General features: G+C 61.3%; 15 protein-coding genes and 2 tRNA genes. 5 read left to right on the forward strand and 12 right to left on the reverse strand.

Translation table 11 applies throughout. The features are described from left to right. Position 1 precedes the first annotated feature (1 nt). The 4 genes from M0808_RS12335 to M0808_RS12350 form a co-directional block, all read right to left on the reverse strand. On the reverse strand, positions 2–892 hold the full coding sequence (locus M0808_RS12335; protein WP_115985411.1) for a transglutaminase family protein: 891 nt from the start codon (positions 890–892) through the stop codon (positions 2–4). Next, positions 892–3,378, reverse strand: coding sequence for a circularly permuted type 2 ATP-grasp protein (locus M0808_RS12340; RefSeq protein ID WP_247841272.1), 2,487 nt, complete (start codon positions 3,376–3,378; stop codon positions 892–894). The genes M0808_RS12335 and M0808_RS12340 overlap by 1 nt, the downstream gene beginning before the upstream one ends. Before the next feature lie 88 nt (positions 3,379–3,466). Beyond that, a complete protein-coding gene (locus M0808_RS12345; protein WP_247841274.1) occupies positions 3,467–6,742 on the reverse strand; it encodes a transglutaminase family protein in 3,276 nt (1,091 codons plus the stop codon). 338 nt (positions 6,743–7,080) lie between these two features. Next, positions 7,081–9,384, reverse strand: a complete 2,304-nt coding sequence (locus tag M0808_RS12350) for a YgiQ family radical SAM protein (RefSeq protein ID WP_007967456.1) — start codon at positions 9,382–9,384, stop codon at positions 7,081–7,083. 328 nt (positions 9,385–9,712) lie between these two features. Between M0808_RS12350 and M0808_RS12355 the strand changes: the two genes are divergently transcribed. Continuing rightward, entirely contained in the window at positions 9,713–10,630 is a 918-nt protein-coding gene (locus M0808_RS12355; RefSeq protein WP_247841276.1) for an IS110 family transposase, read from the forward strand. A gap of 98 nt (positions 10,631–10,728) precedes the next feature. Here M0808_RS12355 and dnaB read toward each other — a convergent pair whose 3' ends face one another. From dnaB to rnr, 7 genes are all read right to left on the reverse strand, one after another. Next, on the reverse strand, positions 10,729–12,126 hold the full coding sequence (gene dnaB, locus M0808_RS12360) for a replicative DNA helicase (RefSeq protein WP_047600693.1): 1,398 nt from the start codon (positions 12,124–12,126) through the stop codon (positions 10,729–10,731). Positions 12,127–12,246: 120 nt separating this feature from the next. After that, positions 12,247–12,693, reverse strand: a complete 447-nt coding sequence (rplI, locus tag M0808_RS12365) for a 50S ribosomal protein L9 (protein WP_003221136.1) — start codon at positions 12,691–12,693, stop codon at positions 12,247–12,249. A 19-nt stretch (positions 12,694–12,712) separates the two neighbouring features. Next, positions 12,713–13,606: a hypothetical protein gene (locus M0808_RS12370; protein WP_027611422.1), complete on the reverse strand. Its 894-nt coding sequence runs from the start codon at positions 13,604–13,606 to the stop codon at positions 12,713–12,715. A gap of 36 nt (positions 13,607–13,642) precedes the next feature. Continuing rightward, on the reverse strand, positions 13,643–13,873 hold the full coding sequence (rpsR, locus tag M0808_RS12375) for a 30S ribosomal protein S18 (protein ID WP_002551829.1): 231 nt from the start codon (positions 13,871–13,873) through the stop codon (positions 13,643–13,645). A gap of 28 nt (positions 13,874–13,901) precedes the next feature. After that, positions 13,902–14,324 (reverse strand): 30S ribosomal protein S6, encoded by a 423-nt coding sequence (rpsF, locus tag M0808_RS12380; RefSeq protein ID WP_003221133.1) that lies wholly within the window; start codon positions 14,322–14,324, stop codon positions 13,902–13,904. Between the two features lie 309 nt (positions 14,325–14,633). Beyond that, the gene (rlmB, locus tag M0808_RS12385) at positions 14,634–15,398 is read right to left on the reverse strand and encodes a 23S rRNA (guanosine(2251)-2'-O)-methyltransferase RlmB (RefSeq protein ID WP_003221131.1); all 765 of its coding nucleotides are present in this window, start codon (positions 15,396–15,398) and stop codon (positions 14,634–14,636) included. Continuing rightward, a complete protein-coding gene (gene rnr / locus M0808_RS12390; RefSeq protein ID WP_027611420.1) occupies positions 15,395–18,025 on the reverse strand; it encodes a ribonuclease R in 2,631 nt (876 codons plus the stop codon). Before rnr ends, rlmB begins: the two co-directional genes overlap by 4 nt. Positions 18,026–18,250: 225 nt before the next feature. Between rnr and M0808_RS12395 the strand changes: the two genes are divergently transcribed. The 4 genes from M0808_RS12395 to M0808_RS12410 all read left to right on the forward strand — a co-directional run bounded on the left by M0808_RS12395 (position 18,251) and on the right by M0808_RS12410 (position 21,395). Then, a tRNA-Leu gene (locus M0808_RS12395) sits at positions 18,251–18,337 on the forward strand. Positions 18,338–18,517: 180 nt separating this feature from the next. Next, a tRNA-Leu gene (locus M0808_RS12400) sits at positions 18,518–18,604 on the forward strand. A 215-nt stretch (positions 18,605–18,819) separates the two neighbouring features. Continuing rightward, positions 18,820–19,830: an extracellular solute-binding protein gene (locus tag M0808_RS12405; protein ID WP_098966939.1), complete on the forward strand. Its 1,011-nt coding sequence runs from the start codon at positions 18,820–18,822 to the stop codon at positions 19,828–19,830. Next, the gene (locus M0808_RS12410) at positions 19,830–21,395 is read left to right on the forward strand and encodes an iron ABC transporter permease (RefSeq protein WP_247841277.1); all 1,566 of its coding nucleotides are present in this window, start codon (positions 19,830–19,832) and stop codon (positions 21,393–21,395) included. The genes M0808_RS12405 and M0808_RS12410 overlap by 1 nt, the downstream gene beginning before the upstream one ends. Before the next feature lie 100 nt (positions 21,396–21,495). Here the strand turns inward: M0808_RS12410 and M0808_RS12415 are convergent, their stop codons facing one another. Next, a complete protein-coding gene (locus M0808_RS12415) occupies positions 21,496–23,430 on the reverse strand; it encodes a methyl-accepting chemotaxis protein (RefSeq protein WP_225137281.1) in 1,935 nt (644 codons plus the stop codon). Positions 23,431–23,519 lie beyond the last annotated feature (89 nt).

Raw genomic sequence — 23,519 nt, forward strand, 5'->3', positions numbered from 1 at the left:
GTTATTCCAATGGCATCACCGTGACCCGCACTTCCGGATCATGCGAACCGCCCCCCAGAATCACCCCCCGCAACGGCGACACATCGGAAAAGTCCCGACCCCACGCCAGGGTGATGTGCTCCAGCGCCGGCTGCACGTTGTTGGTCGGATCGAAATCCACCCAGCCCAATACCGGACAGAACACCGACACCCAGGCATGCGACGCGTCGGCGCCGATCAGCCGTGGCTGTCCCGGCGGCGGCTGGGTCAGCAGATAACCACTGATGTAGCGCGCTGCCAGCCCTCGCGAGCGCACGCAAGCGAGCATCAGATGCGCGAAGTCCTGACACACGCCACGCCGGCGCTCCAGCACCTCGACCAGCGGCGTCGCCACTTGCGTGGCCTCGGCATCGAAGGTGAATTCGCTGAAAATTTTCTGCATCAAGGCCTGCACGCCCAGCAACAAGGGCCTGCCTGGAGGAAAACAGCTTTCGGAAAACTCGACGAAGCTGCGTTTCAAATGCACGTAGGGTGATTGAAACCGATAGCGACAAGCCTCCAGCATTTCGGCGGACAACGGCTGACTGCTGTAGGTCAGCGCGTTGCGCGTCTGCTCCCACGCCGGGGACAGACTGAAATCCGCCAGTGGCCGCGCCAGCACCTCAACCGTGAGCCGGGCGTTGACCTGCAACTCGTCATGCGGGCGCTCAAAGGCCAGCCGGGTCAGCGGATTGCCGAACACATCCAGTTCATCCCGCCGCGTGGTCGGGTCCGGGCTGATCAGCAATTGCTGCTCGGTGCAGCGTTGCCACGTGCACTCACGCGGCCACAGGTGCGCGAGTTGCTGCGCCAGCGACACCGGGCTGTCGTAGTGGTAACAGGTGTCGTGGAAAATCTGGTAACTCGCGCTCATCAGACGGACACCGTGCGCTGGCTGACATCATCGACATGGGCAAAGTGGCGCAGCGCCAGACGATCGGACACCTGACCGCTGGCCTCGGCAATCTCTTGCAGCAGATCCGCCAGACCATCGAGCGCGGCACGCACGCTGTTCTCCCCGAACAGCGGGTTCTCCAGACAGCCCAGATCGAACCGCGCCAGACGCTCGACCAATTGCGGCAATCCGGCCTCGCGAGGCACACCGAAATCGTCATTCAATCGCTTGAGCGTGCGGGTCACCAGTTTCAACTGGAACAACACCGCGTGCGGGTTCTGCTCATCCAGCAGCAACAGGTCGAGCACCGGAATCAACTGCGCCACCGCCAGATACCGCGAACGGTAGGTGATGCTGCTGTTGCCCAGCTCTAGCAGCCATTCCAGCCCCGCCTGATCGAACGCCCCGACGCCGCGCAGAAACGCCGCCAGACTGCTGCTGAGAAACTGCAACCGTTCGATGCGCCGGCCGATCATCAGGAAGCGCCAGCCTTCATCGCGCGTCATGTCGTCGAGCGCGAATCCCGAGAGCGCCGCCAGCGACATCACCAGCCGGTTGAGGAAATCCAGCAACTCGCCGAAGTCCGGCTCTTCGGTGTCCAGTTCCAGCGCCTCGCGCTGCAACTCGACCAACGCCTGCCAGTTTTCCCGTGAAAGCTTGCCGCGCACCTGCGAGGCCGCCCACTGCAAGCGCTGCAGGTTGGAGCGCAGGCTGAACGACCAGTCCTCGCCGAGCAGCGCCGCCAGCAGCCGCTCCGGCAACTCGCCCTCCTCCGGCAGCAACATCAGACGCTCACCCAGCTCCACAGCGGCCTGCAACGCTTGCGGATCATCGCCATCGACATACCGCGCGAGCATGATCCGCAGCAGTCGCGCACTGTCGTCGCAACGCTCGCAGTAGCGGCCGAACCAGAACAGGTTTTCCACCACCCGCGAGGGCAGATAAGGATCGCGGCGCACCAGATCGTGTACGCCGACGTTGCGCTGGGTTTTCCATTGTTCGCCACTCGGCGCACGCTCGCCCAACACCCAGGTGTCCTTGCTCGCCCCACCGCGCTGCATCGACACCACTTCGGCATCGGCCTCGGCGGCGACCCGGGTCAGCCCACCGGGCAATACGCGATAGCCGTCACCACTGGCCACCGCGTACACGCGCATGCCGATCGCTCGCGGTTGCAGTTGGCCGTCTTCGGCCTGCCAGATCGGCGCCTGGGACAGCTGCGCCAACTCTTGCGCGACATACGCGTATGGCCGCGACTGCATGCGCTCGGCGAGTGCCTGGCGCTGTTGTTCACTCAGATCGCGGCCGAATACCGGGGCGAAGCTTTGCGAGGGGAATGCCGGTTTGATCAGCAGCTCGGGAAGCTTTTCCAACGCCTGCGCCAGCACCGGCGCCTCGCCGCACCACCATGTAGCGATGGACGGCAACAGCAGTTCTTCGCCGAACAGGTATTGATTGATTTTCGGCAGAAATCCGAGCAGCCCGGGCGACTCCAGCACGCCGCTGCCCAAGGCGTTGGCCACCAGCACCCGGCCCTGACGCACCGCTTCCAGCAAGCCAGGCACCCCGAGTGCCGAGTCGGTGCGCAGCTCCAGCGGGTCGCAGAAGTCATCGTCGAGCCGGCGCATGATTGCATGCACCCGGCGCAGACCACTGAGGGTTTTCAGGTACACCGTGGCATCGCGCACGGTGAGGTCGCCGCCCTCCACCAGCGGATAACCGAGCTGGCGTGCCAGATAAAGGTGTTCGAAGTAACTTTCGTTGAAGCGCCCTGGCGTGAGCAACACCACCAGCGGCGCGTCATCGGCACACGGCGCCTGACGCGCGAGGGTTTCCTGCAGGGTGCGGAAGAAGCCGGCCAGGTGCTGCACTTTCAGATCGCGGTACAACTCGGGAAAGGCGCGCGACACAATGGTGCGATTTTCCAGCGCATACCCCGCGCCCGACGGCGCCTGAGTACGATCCGCCGTGACCCACCAGCGCCCGTCCGGCGTGCGCGCCAGATCCACGGCGTACAGATGCAGAAAGGCATCTTCCGGTGGCGCGATACCCTGACAGGGCCAGAGAAAATTGTTGTGGCCGAACACCAGCTCCGCCGGCAACAGCCCTTCGCTGATCAGCCGCTGTGGCCCATACAGATCGGCCAGTACCGCATTGAGCAAGCGTGCACGCTGGGCAATCCCCGCTGACAGTTGCTGCCACTCATCAGCAGCGATCACGTGCGGCAGCAGATCCAGCTCCCACGGGCGGTCAGCGCCCTTGGGATCGGCATAGACGTTGTAGGTCACGCCGTTTTCCTGAATTTGCCGGGCCAGCAACGCCTGCCGCTGCACCAGTTGCGCCGGGGTACTGCGCTGCAATTGATCGAACAGCCGCCGCCAGTGCGGGCGCACTTCCCCGCTGTCATTCAGCAGTTCGTGATAAGTGCCCGCGGTCAGCGGGTAGCGGTCTAGCAGGTCAGGCATGGAAAGCTCGGCAGACAGCAGGGAACGGTCAGACTAACGCAGGCACATGACGTGCGGATATACGAAAAATCCGCATGTCGTGCAGGACTTAGAAACGTCGCAAATCGAGCGTCATCGGCAACTCGTCGGAGATTGTCAGGTTCGGTATCGGAAGTTTCCCCGGCGTGTGTCCGATGCGGAAAAACCGCGCCATGCGCCGGCTCTCAGCTTCGTTGGCATTGACCGGTAACGTCTCGTAATTGCGCCCGCCCGGGTGCGCCACGTGGTACTGGCAACCGCCCAGCGAACGCTGCATCCAGGTGTCGAGCAGGTCGAACACCAGCGGCGCGTGCACCGGGATGGTCGGTTGCAGGCAGTTGGCCGGTTGCCAGGCCCGAAAGCGCACGCCGGCGACGAACTCACCGATGCGCCCGGTCGGTTGCAGCGGCAGCGGAATGCCGTTGCAGGTCAGCAGATAGCGCTGCGGCGGCAAGCCGCTGAGCTTGATCTGCAAACGCTCCAGCGACGAATCGACATAACGCACCGTGCCGCCCGCCGTACCCTCCTCGCCCAGCACATGCCAAGGTTCCAGCGCCTGGCGCAGTTCCATCTCGATGCCGCTGACCGCGTAATCGCCGACCTTGGAAAAACGGAACTCCAGATGCGCAGCGAACCACTCGGCGCGCAATGGATAACCGGCGTTGTTCAGTTCGACGATGACGTCGGCGAAATCCTGCTCGATAAAGTGCGGCAGCATGAAGCGGTCGTGCAGCTCGGTGCCCCAGCGCGCCAGTTTCGGCGGCGCATAGGGCTCGCGCCAGAATCGCGCAACCAGCGCCCGCAGCAGCAACTGCTGAGCCAGGCTCATCCGCGCATGCGGCGGCATTTCGAAGGCGCGCAGCTCCAGCAGGCCCAGACGCCCGGTAGCGCCATCCGGCGAATACAGTTTGTCGATGCAGAACTCGGCGCGGTGAGTGTTGCCGGTGACGTCGATCAGCAAATTGCGCAGCAGTCGATCCACCAGCCACGGCGCGCACGCTTCGCCCGGTTCAGGCATCTGCGCGAAGGCGATTTCCAGTTCGTACAAGGCGTCATTGCGCGCTTCATCGACCCGCGGCGCCTGCGAGGTCGGGCCGATGAACAGACCGGAAAACAGGTAGGACAGTGACGGATGGTTGTGCCAGTAGCTGATCAGGCTGCGTAGCAGATCCGGGCGGCGCAGGAATGGTGAGTCTGCCGGGGTCGCGCCACCGAGGACGAAATGGTTGCCGCCGCCGGTGCCGGTATGGCGCCCGTCGATCATGAATTTCTCGGTGGTCAGGCGGGTCTGCCGCGCCTGTTCATAGAGAAACTCGGTGCGTTCGACCAGTTCGTCCCAAGTCGCGGACGGCTGCACGTTGACCTCGATCACGCCCGGATCCGGGGTGATGCGGAAGTTGCTCAGGCGCGGATCGCTCGGCGGCTCGTAACCTTCCAGCAGCACCGGACAATGCAGCTCTTCGGCGGTGGCTTCGATGGCCGCCACCAGTTCCAGATAGTCTTCGACCCGCTCCAGCGGCGGCATGAATAGATACAGACGCCCTTCGCGCGCTTCGGCGCAGAAGGCGGTGCGGGTCAGCCAGTCGGCGGACTCGTCGACTTTCGGCGCACGCTCGTCGGCCGCGGCGGATTCGGCATGGCTGTTGAGCTGACTAGTGTCCGGCAGCGCGGGGAAGTCCTGATTCGGATCGTTGGGATGAATGAACGGATACTCGGCGGCCTTCACCCACGGCTGCGAACCGAGTGGCAAGCGATAACCCAGCGGCGAATCCCCCGGCACCAGCCGGCAATGCTCGTCGCGCAGATACCAGCGCCCGCTCTGCCATTGATCACCCTTGGCGGTGCGGGCCAGCGGCAGCACCTGGCCGATCACTTTATCCAGGCCCTGCGCGAAAACCTTGCGCAGACGCGCACGCTCCAGCGGTTCTTCAAGACGCGAGTCTTCAGCGCTGACGTTGCTCGGCAATGCGCCCTCACGCCAGAGGTAATAAAAATTGTCTTCATAGGCTGGAAACACGAAACGTGCCGGCAGTTTCAGGCGTTCGGCAACACTCGCCAGAAAACGCCCCGCCAGCTCGCCATTGGCGCCGTAGTCTTGCTGCTCATCGGCGATCAGCGCGCTGTTGTGCCAGATTGGCACGCCGTCGCGGCGCCAATAGCAGTTAAGCGACCAGCGCGGCAATTGCTCGCCGGGGTACCACTTGCCCTGACCGAAATGCACCAGACCTTTCGGCGCATAGTGCTGGCGCATGCGCTGGAACAGTTCGGCGGACAGTAGGCGCTTGTCCGGGCCTAGCGCGGCGGTGTTCCACTCGGCGCCGTCCGGGTCGTCGATGGAGACGAAGGTCGGCTCGCCGCCCATGGTCAGGCGCACATCGCCTTCCAGCAAGTCGGCATCGATCTGCCGGCCAAGCGCCTGAATCGCCAGCCACTGCTCATCGGTATAGGGCTTGGTCACCCGTGGCGCTTCCCAGATGCGCTCCACCGACATTTCGTGGCTGAACTGGCATTCGCACGGCTCGACCAGACCACTGATCGGCGCGGCTGAGGATGGATCGGGGCTGCAGGCCAGCGGGATATGCCCTTCGCCGGCGAACAATCCGGACGTAGCATCCAGACCGATCCAGCCGGCCCCCGGCAAGTACACCTCGCACCACGCGTGCAGGTCGGTGAAATCCACCTCGGTGCCGGACGGACCGTCGAGGCTCTTCACGTCGGCGGTCAGTTGAATCAGATAACCGGAGACGAACCGCGCGGCCAGCCCGAGGTTGCGCAGCAGTTGCACCAGCAGCCACGCCGAGTCGCGGCAGGAGCCGGACGCATGTTCGAGGGTGTGTTCCGGGGTTTGCACGCCCGGTTCCATGCGGATCAGGTAGCGGATGTCTTCGCTGAGGCGCTGGTTGAGCATCACCAGGAAATCCACAGCAGGCAGCGGCGTACGGTCGATCCCGTCCAGATAGGCTTTGAATGCCGGGGTCAGCGGCAAGGTTTCGAGGTACGGCGCCAGCTCTTTGCGCTCATCGGCCGAGTAAGTGAAGGGGATTTTCTCGGCGTAGGGTTCGAGGAAGAAGTCGAACGGGTTGAACACCGCCATCTCGGCCAGCAGGTCGACTTCGATTCGAAGCTCGTCGGTTTTCTCGGGGAACACCAGACGCGCGAGGTAGTTGCCCTGCGGGTCTTGCTGCCAGTTGATGAAATGCTGCTCGGGCGAGACCTTCAGCGCATACGAAAGAATCCGCGTGCGGCTGTGGGCGGCCGGACGCAGGCGTACGATCTGCGGGCCGAGTTCGACAGCGCGGTCGTAGCGGTAATGCGTGACGTGATGCAATGCGACATGAATCGACACGGCGTGCCTCCTGCGAGCCTAAGCGTATTCGAAAGCGCGCAAGACTTATGCCATGCAGAGGCTTGGGCGCTTTCCCGGAATGCTCAGGGCAGTACAGCACCAAAATCGGGCGATGCGGGGAAATGGTTCGAGGAAGTTGCGCCTAAATGTGGCGGCAGTGGTAGATGCGGTGCCTGAGATGACGCCTTCGCGAGCAAGCCCGCTCCCACAGGAGACCGCATTCCAACTGTGGGAGCGGGCTTGCTCGCGAAAGGGCCAGTCGTTTCAGCACACTTCTTGAACCCTGAAATGCAAAACGCCAACCCGAAGGTTGACGTTCTGTTGAAACAAAAAGCGACTTAGCGCGGAACGACGGGCTTGCGCGCCGGCTTCGGCCCCTTGCCCTTGGCCGCTTCCTTGCGCTCCTTGGCCGCCTGCTGGTTGCGGGCGAATGCCGCAGCCTTGGCTTGTTCACGCTTGTCCCAAGGATTGCCACCGTCGCTGGCACGCGGCGGCAGGCCGTTGTGCTGGGTGAGAATCTTGGTGGTCTTCTCTTTCGCGACCTTGTGGCTGCCGGCCGGCGTCGAGTTCTTGCGACGGGCGCTCTGGTAGCTGTCGGTGGCAGGTTGGTGCAGCGGAATCAACTGATCCTTGCCCGGACCGATCAGATCACCACGGCCCATGCGAATCAACGCTTCACGCAGCATCGGCCAGCCTTTCGGGTCGTGATAACGCAAGAACGCCTTGTGCAGGCGGCGCTGCTCTTCGCTCTTGACGATGGTCACGCCGTCGCTTTTGTAGGTGACCTTGCGCAGCGGGTTCTTGCCCGAGTGGTACATCGCGGTCGCAGTGGCCATCGGCGACGGATAGAACGCCTGCACCTGGTCGGCACGGAAACCGTTGCCCTTGAGCCACAGCGCCAGGTTCATCATGTCTTCGTCGGTGGTGCCCGGGTGCGCGGCGATGAAGTACGGGATCAGGTACTGCTCTTTGCCTGCTTCCTTGGTGTACTTCTCGAACATGCGCTTGAACTTGTCATAGCTGCCAATGCCCGGTTTCATCATCTGGTTGAGCGGACCTTCCTCGGTGTGTTCCGGGGCGATCTTCAGGTAGCCACCGACGTGGTGGGTCACCAGCTCTTTGACGTACTCCGGCGACTCGACCGCGAGGTCGTAACGCAGGCCGGAGGCGATCAGGATCTTCTTCACACCCGGCAAGGCACGGGCGCTGCGGTACAGCTGAATCAGCGACGAGTGGTCGGTGTTCAGGTTCGGGCAGATGCCCGGGAACACGCAGGACGGCTTGCGGCACGCGGATTCGATTTCCGGGCTCTTGCAGGCGATGCGGTACATGTTCGCGGTCGGGCCGCCGAGGTCGGAGATGACGCCGGTGAAACCCGGGACCTTGTCGCGGATCTCTTCGATTTCGCGAATGATCGACTCTTCGGAACGGTTCTGGATGATCCGGCCTTCGTGCTCGGTGATCGAGCAGAAGGTGCAGCCGCCGAAGCAGCCACGCATGATGTTCACCGAGAAACGGATCATGTCGTAGGCCGGAATCTTCTCCTTGCCGTACGCCGGGTGCGGAACCCGTGCGTAAGGCATGCCGAACACGTAGTCCATTTCTTCAGTGGTCATCGGAATCGGCGGCGGGTTGAACCAGACGTCGATCTCGCCATGTTTCTGCACCAGCGCGCGGGCGTTACCCGGGTTGGTTTCCAGGTGCAGCACGCGGTTGGCGTGGGCGTACAGGACCGGGTCGTTACGCACCTTTTCCATCGACGGCAGGCGGATCACGGTCTTGTCGCGAGTCATGCGCGGGCTGGCCAGGATCTGTACGACCTTGGCTTCCTCGGGATCATCCACCGGGCCCTTCTCTTGCTCGATGGCGCAAGCCTGGGTGTCCTGGGTGTTGACGTACGGGTTGATGATCTTGTCGACCTTGCCCGGACGGTCGATACGCGTGGAGTCGACTTCGTACCAGCCCTGCGGCGTGTCACGACGGATGAACGCGGTGCCGCGCACGTCGGTGATATCTTCGATCTTGTGTCCGTAGGACAGACGCTGGGCCACTTCGACGATGGCGCGCTCGGCGTTGCCGTACAACAGAATGTCGGCGCTGGCGTCGATCAGGATCGAGTTGCGTACACGATCCTGCCAGTAGTCGTAGTGGGCGATGCGGCGCAGGGAAGCTTCGATGCCGCCGAGGACGATCGGCACATGTTTGTAGGCTTCCTTGCAGCGCTGGCTGTAGACCAGGCTCGCGCGATCCGGACGTTTGCCCGCCATGCCACCCGGGGTGTAGGCGTCGTCGGAACGGATTTTCTTGTCCGCGGTGTAGCGGTTGATCATCGAGTCCATGTTGCCGGCCGCGACGCCGAAGAACAGGTTCGGCTCGCCGAGCTTCATGAAGTCGTCTTTGGACTGCCAGTTCGGCTGGGCAATGATCCCGACGCGGAAGCCCTGGGACTCCAGCAGCCGGCCGATGATCGCCATGCCGAACGACGGGTGATCGACGTAGGCATCACCGGTGACGATGATGATGTCGCAGGAATCCCAGCCGAGCTGATCCATCTCCTCCCTGCTCATCGGCAGGAATGGCGCTGGCCCGAAACATTCGGCCCAGTACTTTGGATAGTCAAATAACGGCTTGGCTGCTTGCATGTCGATAACCGGTGTTGGCTTTCATTGAATTTCGCGGGCGCGGAATATAGCACAAATTTTGACCAATTCCGACGACTGTGGTCGGAAATTGCGCCACGCCCATTCGCGAGCAAGCCCGCTTGTGTCTGAGTAAGGGAATAAACTCTGGGGTGAGAGGGGTGGATGGCAAGCTGTGAGTCCGCGGTGCTTGAAGCACGAGTGGGAGCAAAGCTGCCATCCACCTTTCTACTCTGGCCCCTAAGCCCGAACAGTTGGACGAGCGCCACTCGAATCACAAGCGTGGGCAAAGCCAGAGCACTCTCACTTCTGAGTGTAAGAGGGTTTTGCCATGATTTCCTGGGTCGGCATCGATATCTCCAAATCCAATCTGGTCGTCTGGGTTCAACCACAGAAAGACGGCTTTGAAGTTCCCAATACCGTTGAAGGCTTTGATGTGCTGGTCGCGCGTTTAGGTCAGTACACGGTTGGCCGCGTGTTGCTGGAAGCCAAAGGCGGCTATGAACGCAAGGTCATGGCGGCATTGCAGCAGGCAAGTTTCAGCGTGTTGAGGATCAATCCTCGCCGGGCCAGAGCCTTTGCCGTAGCAATGGGCAAGAACGCCAAAACCGATCCCATCGACGCGGCGGTTCTCGCCGATTTTGCCGAAGCCCTGCATGCGTCTCGCGAAAAGCCCATCTCGCCTGAGCGTGAAGCCCTGCGCGAGTTGATTCAATTACGCGAGCACTTCGTCCAGCAGCGCGACGACAACAAGCGTCGACTCCAGCAGGCCCAGTTGCCTGCGGTTGTAGAGGCGATCAAGGACCATATTCGCTACCTGCAAACCCAGATCAAGCAGCTCGGCAAAGCCATCGATCAAAGCATGCGTGAGCTGGATGCGGAAAAAGCCGATCGGCTTATCTCCGTCAAAGGCATCGGCACTGTGGCGACCGCCAGCTTGTTGGTTTATCTACCCGAACTCGGCGAGCTGGATCGCAGAGAGATCGCCGCACTGGCGGGAATCGCCCCCTACAACGACGACAGTGGAAATCACAGCGGGAAACGTCAGATTTACGGAGGGAGAGCGCGCGTCAGACGTGCGCTTTACATGTCGTGCTGGGTCGTTATCCGTTGCCAGGCCGACTTCAAGGCCCATTATGAATCCTTAAGAGAACGGGGCAAGAGCGCGAAAGTCGCGCTCATCGCCTGTATGCGAATACTGCTGATCAGACTGAATGCCATGCTGCGAGACGGCACAGAGTGGCGGTGACGAACGGTGGCAGTAAGACAGTTGCTCCCACATTTGAATGCATTCCAGGTATGGGAGCGGGCTTGCTCGCGAAGGCGTCAGTTCAAACGATGAAGCATTTACTCGTCGTCGTCGAAGTTGTAACTGCCCGGCGCGAGGTTTTCGAAGCGGGTGTACTTACCGATAAAGGCCAAGCGGATAAAGCCGATCGGGCCGTTCCGCTGCTTGCCGATGATGATTTCGGCGATGCCCTTGTGTTCGGTTTCCGGGTGATACACCTCGTCCCGGTACACGAACATGATGACGTCGGCGTCCTGCTCGATCGCTCCGGATTCCCGCAAGTCGGAGTTTACCGGGCGCTTGTTGGGACGTTGTTCCAGGGAACGGTTGAGCTGCGACAGCGCCACCACCGGGCAGTTGAATTCCTTGGCCAGGGCTTTCAGGGATCGCGAAATCTCGGAAATCTCGTTGGTCCGGTTGTCACCGCTGGAGCCGGGAATCTGCATCAGCTGCAGGTAGTCGATCATGATCAGGCCGACGTCGCCGTGCTCGCGCACCAGACGCCGGGTCCGCGCGCGCATTTCCGATGGGCTGATGCCGGCGGTGTCATCGATGAACAGCTTGCGATCGTTGAGCAGGTTGACCGCCGAGGTCAGGCGCGGCCAGTCGTCGTCTTCCAGTTGGCCGGAACGCACCTTGGTCTGGTCGATACGACCGAGGGACGAGAGCATACGCATGATCAGCGATTCGCCTGGCATCTCGAGGGAGTACACCAGCACCGCCTTGTCGCTGCGCAGTACGGCGTTTTCCACCAGGTTCATGGCGAAGGTGGTCTTACCCATCGACGGACGGCCGGCGACGATGATCAGGTCGGACGGCTGCAGGCCACTGGTCTTCTCGTCGAGGTCGGTATAGCCGGTGGACAGGCCGGTGATCGCGTCGGCGGTGTTGAACAGGGTGTCGATGCGGTCGATGGCTTTGGTCAACAGTTCGTTGACCCCCACCGGGCCGCCGGTCTTCGGCCGCGCCTCGGCGATCTGGAAGATCTGCCGTTCGGCTTCGTCGAGGATCTCTTCGGCTGTACGGCCTTCAGGGTTGAAGGCGGCGTCAGCAATTTCGGTGCTGATACCGATCAACTGACGCAACGTCGCCCGCTGGCGAACGATCTGCGCATAGGCCTTGATGTTGGCGACGGACGGCGTGTTTTTCGCCAGCTCGCCGAGGTAACCGAGGCCGCCGACCTGAGACGTCTGACCTTCCTTGTCCAATTGCTCGGCCAAGGTCACGACGTCGATCGGCATGTTCTGATCGGCCAGTTTGGCGATCGCACGGAAGATCAGACGGTGGTCATGTCGGTAGAAATCGCCGTCGGAGACTTGATCGAGCACGCGTTCCCAGGCGTTGTTGTCCAGCATCAGACCACCGAGTACGGCCTGTTCGGCCTCGATGGAATGCGGCGGCACCTTCAGGGCAGCGGTTTGCAGATCGTATTGCTCGGGAGCGGTGATTTCGTTCATGGCCACTTGGAGTCAGGTTTGAAAACGGGAGTACCAGAAAGACAAAGGGCACGACCTGTAAACAGGATCGTGCCCGATGTTACCGGCAAGCACCCGAGGGTGCCAGCCGACAAGTATTGCTTAAGCTGCTACCACGACAACGCGTACGGTGGCTTCAACTTCGGCGTGCAGGTGCACAGCCACGTCGAATTCACCCACGTTGCGGATGGTGCCGTTCGGCAGACGAACTTCGCTCTTCTGCACTTCAACGCCGGAAGCGGTCAGTGCGTCAGCGATGTCGTGAGTACCGATCGAACCGAACAGCTTGCCTTCGTCGCCAGCGGTGGCAGTGATGGTCACTTCCAGCTCGGCCAGTTGGGCAGCACGGCTTTCAGCCGATGCTTTACGGTCTGCGGCGGCTTTTTCCAGCTCGGCACGACGCTCTTCGAACGCAGCCAGGTTGGCAGCGGTCGCAGCGGTAGCTTTGCCGAAAGGCAGCAGGTAGTTACGGCCGTAACCGGCCTTAACGTTTACTTTGTCGCCCAGGTTGCCCAGGTTGGCGATTTTTTCCAGAAGGATCAGTTGCATGTGGAAATCCTCTTAACTTTTAACCTTCACCGTTCGCGTTATCGGTGTCTTTCGACACGTGACGACCGCGAAAATCAATCAGGCTGTCGACAATGGCCAGAACCACGAGCAACGGATAGAGCAGCTGCATGAACAACAGCAGCGTGACGTACAACCCCACCAGCCAGAAACCGGCCAGTCGCTTCTGCCCGACCAGCCCGTGAATCAGGGCGAGTCCGGCGAACACCAGCGGTACACTGCACAACGGCGTCAACATGGCCATCTGTGCACCGAGATTCGGGCCCAGAAGCATCAACGCCAGCAGCAACATCGCCGGCCCCAGCGGGATCCGGATGGCGCGAAACTCGCGACCAAAACCACCCGGGTTGTACAACAACGCCTGCCAATGCCGCCCGACAATCAGGCTCAGCACGCTGACGATCTGCAACAGAGCCGCAATCAGTCCGGTCAGGACTGGTGCAATCAGGGACGCGAAGCGCGCTTGCTCATCGACCGACAATTGCTTGTAGGTTTCACCAAGAAGCGCCGGCATGACCTTTATCAAGGCCTGCGCGAGCATCTCGATCTGGGCCGCAAACGCTGCCCCGAGCACCACTGAAAACACCACTCCAATCACTACGCTGACCAGCAGCGTGCGAACCCAGGACTCGCTTGCGCGCAACACCAACGCAAGCCCCGAAGACCCCAGCAGCACCAGAAGTGCCCGTGGATCATCGGCATACAGCCACCAGACCAAAGCCGGCAGCAGCCCCAGAGACAGAACACCCAGGGCGTCCGTCAGTCCGCGCCGCAGAAGCACCAGGCTCCCGGCGGCAGCACCCAACCAATACAACAACGGCAATGTTGCACATCCGGCCACCACGAGAGTGGCCTGCATACGGCCTCGCATGATGAACTCAGCTAAGGCACGCATGCATTCAATCCTTTGCTACTTGTCGACTGCCCGGTCTCAGCGGCCGTGGCTGTCGGTGTAGGCCAGCAGGGCCAGGAAGCGGGCGCGCTTGATAGCGGTGGCCAGCTGACGCTGATAACGAGCTTTGGTACCGGTGATGCGGCTTGGAACGATTTTGCCGGTCTCGGATACGTAGGCTTTCAGAGTGTTGAGATCTTTGTAATCGATCTCTTTCACGTCTTCAGCGGTGAAGCGGCAGAATTTACGACGACGGAAGAAACGTGCCATTTGATAGGCTCCTTAAAAGGTCCGTGGATTACTCGTCAGCGTTATCGCTGTTGTCGCTGTCATCACCCTCAACGCCATCAGCGTCGGAGTGCTCAGGACGGTCGCGACGCTCACGGCGCTCACTGCGGTTTTCTTCAGCCTTGAGCATCTCGGACTGGCCGGTAACGGCTTCGTCGCGACGGATGACCAGGTTACGGATCACAGCATCGTTGTAGCGGAAGTTGTCTTCCAGCTCGGCCAGGGCCTTGCCAGTGCACTCAACGTTCAGCATCACGTAGTGAGCCTTGTGAACATTGTTGATTGCGTAGGCCAGTTGACGACGGCCCCAGTCTTCCAGACGGTGGATTTTGCCGCCGTCTTCTTCGATCAGCTTGGTGTAACGCTCAACCATGCCGCCGACTTGCTCGCTCTGGTCAGGGTGGACCAGAAAGATGATTTCGTAATGACGCATGAATGCTCCTTACGGGTTGTAGCCTGCCGCTCAAAAACGGTCAGACAAGGAGTGAATGACACTTATGGACTTGCTGGCGCGGGGCACATGCGTGCCTGCCGTCACAGCAAGGGGCGCAATTGTAGAGAAGGGACTGCGGAGGTGCAAGGCAATTGGTGATTATTTGAACAATCACCATTTCTTCGCCTTCGCACAAAACACTGTGGGAGCGGGCTTGCTCGCGAATGCGTTTCATCAGGCAACATTATTGTTGTCTGACACACCGCTTTCGCGAGCAAGCCCGCTCCCACAGTTTGTTTGCGTACAGCCTTATTTCTTGGCTGCTGCCTTGGCCTTGGCGCCGCGTTGACGCTGTGCTTCGAACAGGCACACACCGGTGGCCACGGACACGTTGAGACTGCTGACGCTGCCGGCCATCGGCAGGTTCACCAGATAGTCGCAGTGCTCGCGAGTCAGGCGACGCATGCCTTTGCCTTCGGCGCCCATGATCAGGATGGTCGGGCCGGTCAGGTCCTGGTCATAAATGCTGACCTCGGCCTCACCCGCCGTGCCGACCACCCACAGACCGCGCTGCTGAAGCTTTTCCAGAGTGCGCGCCAGGTTGGTCACCGCCACCAGCGGAATCACTTCCGCCGCGCCGCAGGCCACTTTACGCACCACCGGCGTCAGGGTTGCCGACTTGTCCTTGGGCACGATCACCGCCAGCGCGCCGGCAGCATCCGCCGAACGCAGGCAGGCGCCGAGGTTGTGCGGGTCGGTCACACCGTCGAGCACCAGCAACAGCGGTGCGCCTTCGGTACGGTCGAGCAGCTCATCGAGCATCGCCTCGCCCCAGACCTGGCTCGGACTGACGTCCGCGACCACGCCTTGGTGCACGCCTTCAACCCAGGCGTCCATTTCGCGGCGCTCGGCCTGACCGATCTGCACACGATTTTCGTTGGCCAGTTCGATCAGGGTCTGCACGCGCGGATCGTTGCGGCTTTCGGCCAGCCAGATCTGCTTGACGCGTTTCGGGTGGTGACGCAGCAACGCTTCTACCGCGTGAACGCCGTAGATTTTTTCCAACTGACTCATGACTTCGCCTTCGGTTTACGCGACCCGCCACTTTTGGCTGGAGCCGAACCCGCTTTTGGCGGGCCTTTACGGTGTTTGCTCGGTTTGGCTGGCTTGCCGCCGACGGCCTTCTCAGGCGCCGACCGTCCGGTCTTTCCCCCAGACGCCGCTTTACCACCGCTTTTGGCTTCGGCCAGCAAGGCCTTCTTCAATTCACGGCTTTTGCGCAGCTCGGCGTTTTTCGCCACGGCATCGCTCGGGCGATAGGCCTCGACGGCTTTTTCCTTGGCCGGACGACGGCTGGCGGTTTTCGCCGGAGCCTTGTCTTCCACAGCCTTGCTCGCAGGTGCTGCGGTATCGGCGCCACGTTTCTTGCGACCGATCGGCGCGCTGATGGTTTTTTCTGCCATCTCGAAGTCGATCTTGCGCTCGTCGAGGTCGACGCGCATCACGCGCACTTCAACGGTATCGCCGAGACGGAAGCTGCGACCGGTGCGCTCGCCCGCCAAGCGGTGATGCACAGGGTCGAAGTGGTAGTAGTCGCCCGGCAGCGCGGTGACATGCACCAGGCCTTCGACGTAGATATCAGTCAGCTCGACGAACAGGCCAAAACCGGTCACGGCGGTGATAACGCCCGGGAACGATTCGCCCACACGATCTTTCATGAACTCGCACTTGAGCCAGTTCACCACGTCGCGGGTGGCTTCGTCGGCACGGCGCTCGCTCATCGAGCACTGCTCGCCGAGTTGCTCCAGCGCCGCTTCGTCGTAGGGATAGATGCGCGCCTTCGGAATGGTCATCGCCCCGGCACGACGAACGTGCGGAGTGTCCTGTTTCGAATGGATCACGCTGCGGATGGCGCGGTGCGTGAGCAGGTCCGGGTAACGACGGATCGGCGAGGTAAAGTGGGTATAGGCCTCGTAATTCAGGCCGAAGTGGCCTTCGTTCTGGGCGCTGTACACCGCCTGACTCAGGGAGCGCAGCATCACGGTCTGGATCAGATGGAAATCCGGACGGTCCTTGATGCTCGCCAACAGGGCCTGATAGTCCTTTGGCGACGGGCCGTCCTTGCCTTTGTGCAGGGACAGGCCGAGCTCGCCGAGGAAGGCGCGCAGTTTTTCCAGACGCTCCGGTGGCGGGCCGTCGTGGACACGGTACAGCGCAGGGATTTCGTGTTTCTTGAGGAATTCGGCGGTGGCCACGTTGGCCGCCAGCATGCATTCCTCGATCAGCTTGTGCGCATCGTTGCGGGTGGTCGGACGGATTTCGGCAATCTTGCGCTCGGAACCGAAGATGATCCGGGTTTCCTGGGTTTCGAAATCGATCGCGCCACGCACGTGACGGGCAGCCAGCAACACTTTGTACAGCGCATAGAGCTGCTTGAGGTGCGGCACCACGTCGGTGTATTCGCCGCGAAGCTTGCGCGCTTCGGTGGCTTTCGGGGTTTCCAGCATCGCGCTGACCTTGTTGTAGGTCAGACGGGCGTGGGAATGGATCACCGCTTCATAGAAGCAGTAGTCGGTCATTTCGCCGGACTTGGAGATGGTCATCTCGCAAACCATGGCCAGACGATCGACGTGCGGGTTCAGCGAGCACAGGCCGTTGGACAGCTGTTCAGGCAACATCGGCACCACGCGCTCGGGGAAATACACCGAGTTGCCGCGTACCTGGGCTTCGTTGTCCAGCGCCGAACCGATCTTCACGTAGCTGGAGACGTCGGCAATCGCCACGTACAACTTCCAGCCGCCGGAGAACAGGCGCAACTTGCCCGGCTTGGCTTCGCAGTAGACCGCGTCGTCGAAGTCGCGGGCATCTTCGCCGTCGATGGTGACGAACGGCAGATGGCGCAGGTCGACACGCTTCTCTTTGTCTTTCTCTTCGACTTCCGGCTTGAGCTTGGCGGCTTCTTTGAGTACCGCTTCAGGCCAGACGTGCGGAATGTCGTAGGTACGCAGCGCGACATCGATTTCCATGCCCGGCGCCATGTAGTTGCCGACCACTTCGACCACATCGCCTTGCGGCTGGAAGCGCGGCGTCGGCCAGTGGGTGATCTTCACCTCGACGAACTGACCGATCTGCGCGTTGGCATTACGGCCTGGCGTAACCAGCACTTCCTGCTGGATCTTCGGGTTGTCGGCAACGACGAAACCGATACCGCCCTCTTCGAAGTAGCGACCGACGATCGTTTCGTGGGCACGGGACACCACTTCGACGATCACGCCTTCACGGCGACCACGACGGTCGAGACCCGAAACGCGGGCCAGCGCACGATCGCCATCGAATACCAGACGCATCTGCGCCGGGCTCATGAACAGGTCATCGCTGCCGTCGTCCGGCACCAGGAAGCCGAAACCGTCACGGTGACCGCTAATGCGACCGAGGATCAGGTCGAGCTTGTCCACCGGCGCATAGGTGCCCCGGCGGGTGTAGATCAATTGAGCGTCGCGCTCCATGGCGCGCAGGCGGCGGCGCAGGGCTTCGATCTGGTCTTCTGTGGTCAGACCAAACTCTTCGACCAGTTGCTCGCGGGCAGCAGGCGAACCCCGATCGGCGAGATGCGCCAGGATCAGTTCGCGGCTGGGAATAGGGTTTTCATATTTTTCCGCTTCACGAGCGGCCTCGGGATCGAGGGACTGCCAATCGGCCATTAGAGAGTTTTCACCTTGTCTATATGCGGGTTAGTTTGGCATAGGCGCCATCAAACGGGAAATTTCCGACTATATAAGGCCCTTCTGGAGCCTTGTATCGACGCCTGAAAGCCCTTTTGAACACCGCTGGTAAAAAAAATCATTTTTTTTGCTGACAGGGGTTTACAGTTAAAAAGGCGCTCCGTATAGTGCGCGCCATCGACGACGTACACACGTTGACGAGATGCCCAGGTGGTGAAATTGGTAGACACGCCAGCTTCAGGTGCTGGTGACCTTACGGTCGTGGAAGTTCGAGTCTTCTCCTGGGCACCAATTTCGAGTTTGAGACTAGATCAGTTTCAAGGCTCACACAAAACCCGCGAAAGCGGGTTTTTTGCATTCTAGGCAACGGATTTGTTAAAACCGATTAATTAAAATTAAATCAGGGGTTTACAGATCAAAAAGCGCTCCGTATAGTGCGCCACATCAACAGCGGCAACGCTCGCGATGAATGCCCAGATGGTGAAATTGGTAGACACGCCAGCTTCAGGTGCTGGTGACCTTACGGTCGTGGAAGTTCGAGTCTTCTTCTGGGCACCAATTCAAACTCAAGGTTACGACGTTGAGTTTCCCAAAAACCCGCGAAAGCGGGTTTTTGCGTTTCTGGCGTTTGAAAACCTGCAGCTCCCTCGCCACACGTGATCACCAGATCATGCTCTAGCAAACCTCCGCCCTCGTCGCAAGGCGCACTTGAGAAACAATATCGTTTATCATTGTTGCAAGTTTTTGCAATGCGACAGTGAGGAACCCTGCGAATGATGTTTCGAAATACCCTGCGCCGCGGCTTGACCTTCACCCTGCTCGGCCTGGCACTCGCCACTCCCCTCACCCAGGCAGCCGATGCGGTTTCCCTGACGCTCTACAACGGTCAACACAAGGAAGTCGGCGATGCGATCGCCAAAGCTTTCGAGGCCAAGACCGGCATTCACGTCAACGTACGCAAGGGCAGCAGCAACCAGCTCGCCAGCCAGGTCATCGAAGAAGGCGACCGTTCCCCCGCCGACGTGATCTACACCGAAGAATCTCCTCCGCTGAACAACCTCGGCGAGCAAGGCCTGCTGGCCAAGACTGACGACGCCACGCTGGCCGTGCTGCCCAAGCAATACGTCGCCGGCAACGGCACCTGGATCGGTGTCACCGCGCGGGTTCGCGTGGTTGCCTACAACCCGAAACTGGTCGATGAGAAAGACCTGCCGAAGTCGGTGATGGAATTCTCCGATCCGAAATGGCAAGGCAAAGTCGGATTCGTCCCGACCAGCGGCGCCTTCCAGGAACAGGCCGTGGCGATCATCAAGATGCACGGTCGCGACGCCGCCGAAGAATGGCTGACCGGCCTGCGCGCTTTCGGCAAGACCTACAGCAACAACATGGTCGCCCTCAAAGCTGTGGAAAACGGCGAAGTCGCCACGGTGCTGGTGAACAACTACTACTGGTTCGCCCTGCAGCGTGAGAAAGGCAAACTCGACTCGAAACTGCATTACTTCACCGGCGGCGACGTCGGCGGACTGATCACTGTATCCAGCGCTGCCGTGCTGAAATCCAGCAAACATCCAAAAGAAGCCCAGCAATTCCTTGCCTACATGGCCAGTGAGGAAGGCCAGCGCGTGATCACTCAGACCACCGCCGAATATCCGCTGCACAAAGGCATGGAATCGGATCGCGGACTCAAGCCGTTCAGCGAATTAGAAGCCCCGAACGTGACCCCGGCCGACCTGGGCAACGCCGAAGAAGCGCTGGAGCTAGAACGTGAAGTTGGCCTGAACTGATGGCCACATCGTTATCCGCCCCCGCCGCGCGCGGGGGTTTCGTACCACGACGCAAGCGGCCGTCGATCTGGCTGGTGCTGCCGGTTTTATTGCTGGTGGTCATGAGCCTGTTGCCTCTGGCCTATGTCGGCCTGAAAGCCTGGCAGGCCGGTTGGGCCGAAGCGCTGCACTTGTTGTGGCGCCCGTACGTTTTCGGTCTGCTGCGCAACACCTTGGCATTGATGGTTGGCGTGACGCTGGCTTGCGGTGTGATCGGCCTGTCACTGGCGTGGCTGCTGGAGCGCAGCAATCTGCCGGGACGACGCCTGTGGGGGGTGATTCTGTGCCTGCCATTTGCGGTGCCGGCGTTTGTCAGCAGCTTCACCTGGGTGTCGTTGAGCGCGCAGTTCGAAGGCCTCGGCGGGGCGATTCTGGTGATGAGCCTGTCGAAGTATCCGCTGATCTTTCTGCCGGTCGCGGCGACCCTGCGCAACCTCGATCCGTCCCTTGAAGAATCCGCCCGCACCTTGGGACAGAACCGCTGGGGCGTGTTTTTCCGCGTCACCCTGCCGCTGCTCTGGCCGTCGCTGCTGGCCGGCTCGCTGCTGATTGCCCTGCACATGCTGGTCGAGTTCGGCGCGCTGTCGATCATCGGCCTGCAAACTTTCACCACCGCGATCTACCAGCAATTCGAACTGGAATTCAGCAACGCCAATGCAGCGATGCTTTCGGCGGTGCTGCTCGCGCTATGTCTGATGCTGTTGTGGCTGGAGCTGCGTGTACGCGGCAAGGGTCGCCATGTGCGCACCGGCCAGGGTGCAGCGCGGCAGGCTGAACAAGTACGCCTGGGGCGGTGGGCGGGTGTCGGTCAGTTGTATTGCCTGTTGCTGGCGATCGTCGGCAGCGGGATTCCGCTGGGCATGCTCGCGTACTGGCTGGCGGTTGGCTCATCGGCAGCGTTCCCGGTCGCGGCGATCACCGAAGCCCTGCTGTCTTCGCTGGCCTTGTCGCTGGGTGGCGCAGCGCTGTGCCTGCTGCTGGCGGTGCCGGTCGGGCTGCTGGTGGTGCGTTACAAGGGCCAACTGGCGATCTGGGCCGAACGCTTGCCGTATCTGCTCCACGCCTTGCCGGGCCTGGTAATCGCGCTGACGCTGGTGTATTTCGCCCTGCACTACGTGCCGGCGCTGTACCAGACCTCGGCGTTGCTGCTGATCGCTTATGCGCTGCTGTTCCTGCCATTGGCACAGGCGCCGATTCGCACGGCACTGAACAAGGCTGCGCCGCAGCTGGAGGAAGCGGCACGCACGTTGGGGGCATCGTCATTCACCGCGTTTTGCCGGGTGACCCTGCCGATCATCTTCCCGGCACTGGGTGCGGCGTTTGCGCTGGTGTTTCTGGATGCGATGAAGGAATTGACGGCGACGCTGCTGCTCAGTCCGACCGGGCTGAACACGCTGGCGACCGAGGTCTGGGCGCATACGGCAAATGTCGAGTTCGCGGCGGCAGCGCCTTATGCGGCGTTGTTGATTGTGGTGTCGGGGTTGCCGGTATATCTGCTGACGACGCGGATGTATCTGAGCCGCTGAAATCGCCTTCGCGAGCAAACCCGCTCCCACAGTTTGACCGAGCCCCACCAGAGGAATGCGATCGAATGCGGGAGCGAGCCTGCTCGCGAAGGGGGAAACATCAGGCCCTGAACTGTCCCAGACTGGCCTTCAGCTGCGCCGCCAGCCCATCCAGCACCTTGCCACTGGCCGTGGTTTCCACCACCGCCTGCGCCGCTTTCTCGGCCTGGGCATGAATCGTTTCGACCCGCCCACGCACCGCCTGCGCGCCCTGCGCCTGATGCGCCGCAGCCTGGGTCGCTAGACCAATCGCCGCATGCACCTGCTCAACCGAAGCCTGCACCGATTGCTGCAACCGCGCGCTGTCGCGCAACACCAGCAAGCCTTCGCTGGCCTGACGCCCGGCCTGACCGATCGCCTCGACCGCTTCACGCGCGCCCTGCTGCAACGCGACGATGTGCGCTTGAATATCGCCAGTAGAGCTTTGCGTCTTGCTCGCCAGCGCGCGCACTTCATCCGCAACCACTGCGAAACCACGCCCGGTCTCACCGGCCCGCGCCGCTTCGATCGCCGCATTCAGGGCCAGCAGGTTAGTCTGCTCGGCGATGCCATGAATCACCGTCAGCACCACTTCGATCTGTTCGCTCTGCTGCGCCAGTCGCTCGATGACTTTCGCCCCGGTATCAACCTGCCCTGCCAGCGCCTCGATCAGGCTGCCGACTTTCGCCGAGGTACGAGTGTTTTCATCGGTGGCCTGGCGAATATCCACCACCTGCTTCAACGCCGCCTGCATGGCATGGCTTTCCGATTGCGCCTCGTCAGCCATTTGCGACAGCGCGCGCAGGCTTTCCGCCACTTCGTCACGCTGCATCCCGGCCGCTGCGTCGGCACCGGCATTGCGCAGGGTCATGGCGCCGATTTCCACACCGGTACGCTGGGCCACGTCGCCCGCCTCGCGCACGATCGGCTGCAACTTATCCACAAAGCGATTGACCGCCGAGGCCATGTCGCCGATTTCGTCCTTGCTGTTGATCTGCACGCGCTTAGTCAGGTCGCCCTCGCCTGCCGCCAGATCGTCCATCGCCGCATTGAGCATCTTCAAGCGATTGACCACCCGGTGCCCCAGCACCACCGCCAGCAACAGCAGCACGCCGCAACCGACGAGTGCCAGGCCCATGCCGATGCGCCAGCGCAAGGTCGCGGCGGCTTCCTGCACGGTGCTGCTGGTATTGGCTTTCATCTCGGTCGCGGTGGATTGCGCCGACTGCAGGCGCGCCTGCATTGCCGTCGCGCTGTCGGCGGCGGCGCCCTTGAGACTGTCGCCGACCAGTTGATCGCTGCTGGCGATCAGCGCCGAGAAGCGCTGGTCGAGCGCCGCCAGATCGGTTTCCACCGACGCGGTCGAAACGCCCATCAGCACTTTGCCGATTTCCACGCCGTTGGGGTTGATCGAAGCTTCAAGGTAGTAGACCGACGGATCGTTTTTCGCCGCGTCCAGCACCTTGTCCAGCGCGCGCTCGCCCTGGCCTTTTTCCAGCAAGGCCTTGTTGATCGGGTTTTCGCGGTTGAGGTAACGCGTCAGGTGTTGACCGGTGGCATCGTCGTAAACCACGAACAACACGTTGGGATTGCGCTGGGCGCGACGAGCAAATTCGGACAGGGTCGGTACGTCGCTGTCCCACATGGCGCGCGGCGCCACCGAGGCGAGCAACTGAGCCATGTCATTGGCCGAGTCCTTGAGATCTTTTTCCAGTGTCGTACGCAGTTGCGCCTGCTCCTCCTTCAGACGGGAAGACAGGCCGGCGGTCAGGCGCTGCCGGGTACTTGAGGAAAGGTTATCGAGGCTTGAGGTGACCTCACGCCCGGCCTGCTCCAGTTCGCCGGAGAGCTTTTGGCTGTCAGCGCCCAGACGAGTGCCGAGATCGGCTTCCAGCGCCGTGACCGTGCTTCGTGTCAGGGCGACTGCCACCAGCACTTGCACCAAAAGGGCGATACCAAGGGTAACGAACACGGGCCGCAACAAACGGCTTTGTAACAGTGAGAGAACGGCCGACACTGTGAATCCCTCTACTTCTGACGCCATTAATTTGATGGCACTCTTGTAGGAAGATTTACAGCAAAGGTCATGCCGTCCAACAGGCATAA

It is taken from the genome of Pseudomonas sp. MWU12-3103b (genome assembly GCF_023100615.1).
Classification (GTDB): Bacteria; Pseudomonadota; Gammaproteobacteria; order Pseudomonadales; family Pseudomonadaceae; genus Aquipseudomonas; species Aquipseudomonas putida_A.

Excerpts from the sequence above, each read along its gene's own strand:
- M0808_RS12350 (WP_007967456.1), bottom strand. The coding sequence starts at position 9,384 with ATGCAAGCAGCCAAGCCGTTATTTGACTATCCAAAGTACTGGGCCGAA.
- M0808_RS12340 (WP_247841272.1), bottom strand. The coding sequence starts at position 3,378 with ATGCCTGACCTGCTAGACCGCTACCCGCTGACCGCGGGCACTTATCAC.
- rlmB (WP_003221131.1), bottom strand. The coding sequence starts at position 15,398 with ATGAGTCAGTTGGAAAAAATCTACGGCGTTCACGCGGTAGAAGCGTTG.
- rplI (WP_003221136.1), bottom strand. The coding sequence starts at position 12,693 with ATGCAACTGATCCTTCTGGAAAAAATCGCCAACCTGGGCAACCTGGGC.
- rpsR (WP_002551829.1), bottom strand. The coding sequence starts at position 13,873 with ATGGCACGTTTCTTCCGTCGTCGTAAATTCTGCCGCTTCACCGCTGAA.
- rnr (WP_027611420.1), bottom strand. The coding sequence starts at position 18,025 with ATGGCCGATTGGCAGTCCCTCGATCCCGAGGCCGCTCGTGAAGCGGAA.
- M0808_RS12355 (WP_247841276.1), top strand. The coding sequence starts at position 9,713 with ATGATTTCCTGGGTCGGCATCGATATCTCCAAATCCAATCTGGTCGTC.
- M0808_RS12405 (WP_098966939.1), top strand. The coding sequence starts at position 18,820 with ATGATGTTTCGAAATACCCTGCGCCGCGGCTTGACCTTCACCCTGCTC.
- dnaB (WP_047600693.1), bottom strand. The coding sequence starts at position 12,126 with ATGAACGAAATCACCGCTCCCGAGCAATACGATCTGCAAACCGCTGCC.
- M0808_RS12370 (WP_027611422.1), bottom strand. The coding sequence starts at position 13,606 with ATGCGTGCCTTAGCTGAGTTCATCATGCGAGGCCGTATGCAGGCCACT.
- M0808_RS12335 (WP_115985411.1), bottom strand. The coding sequence starts at position 892 with ATGAGCGCGAGTTACCAGATTTTCCACGACACCTGTTACCACTACGAC.
- M0808_RS12410 (WP_247841277.1), top strand. The coding sequence starts at position 19,830 with ATGGCCACATCGTTATCCGCCCCCGCCGCGCGCGGGGGTTTCGTACCA.
- rpsF (WP_003221133.1), bottom strand. The coding sequence starts at position 14,324 with ATGCGTCATTACGAAATCATCTTTCTGGTCCACCCTGACCAGAGCGAG.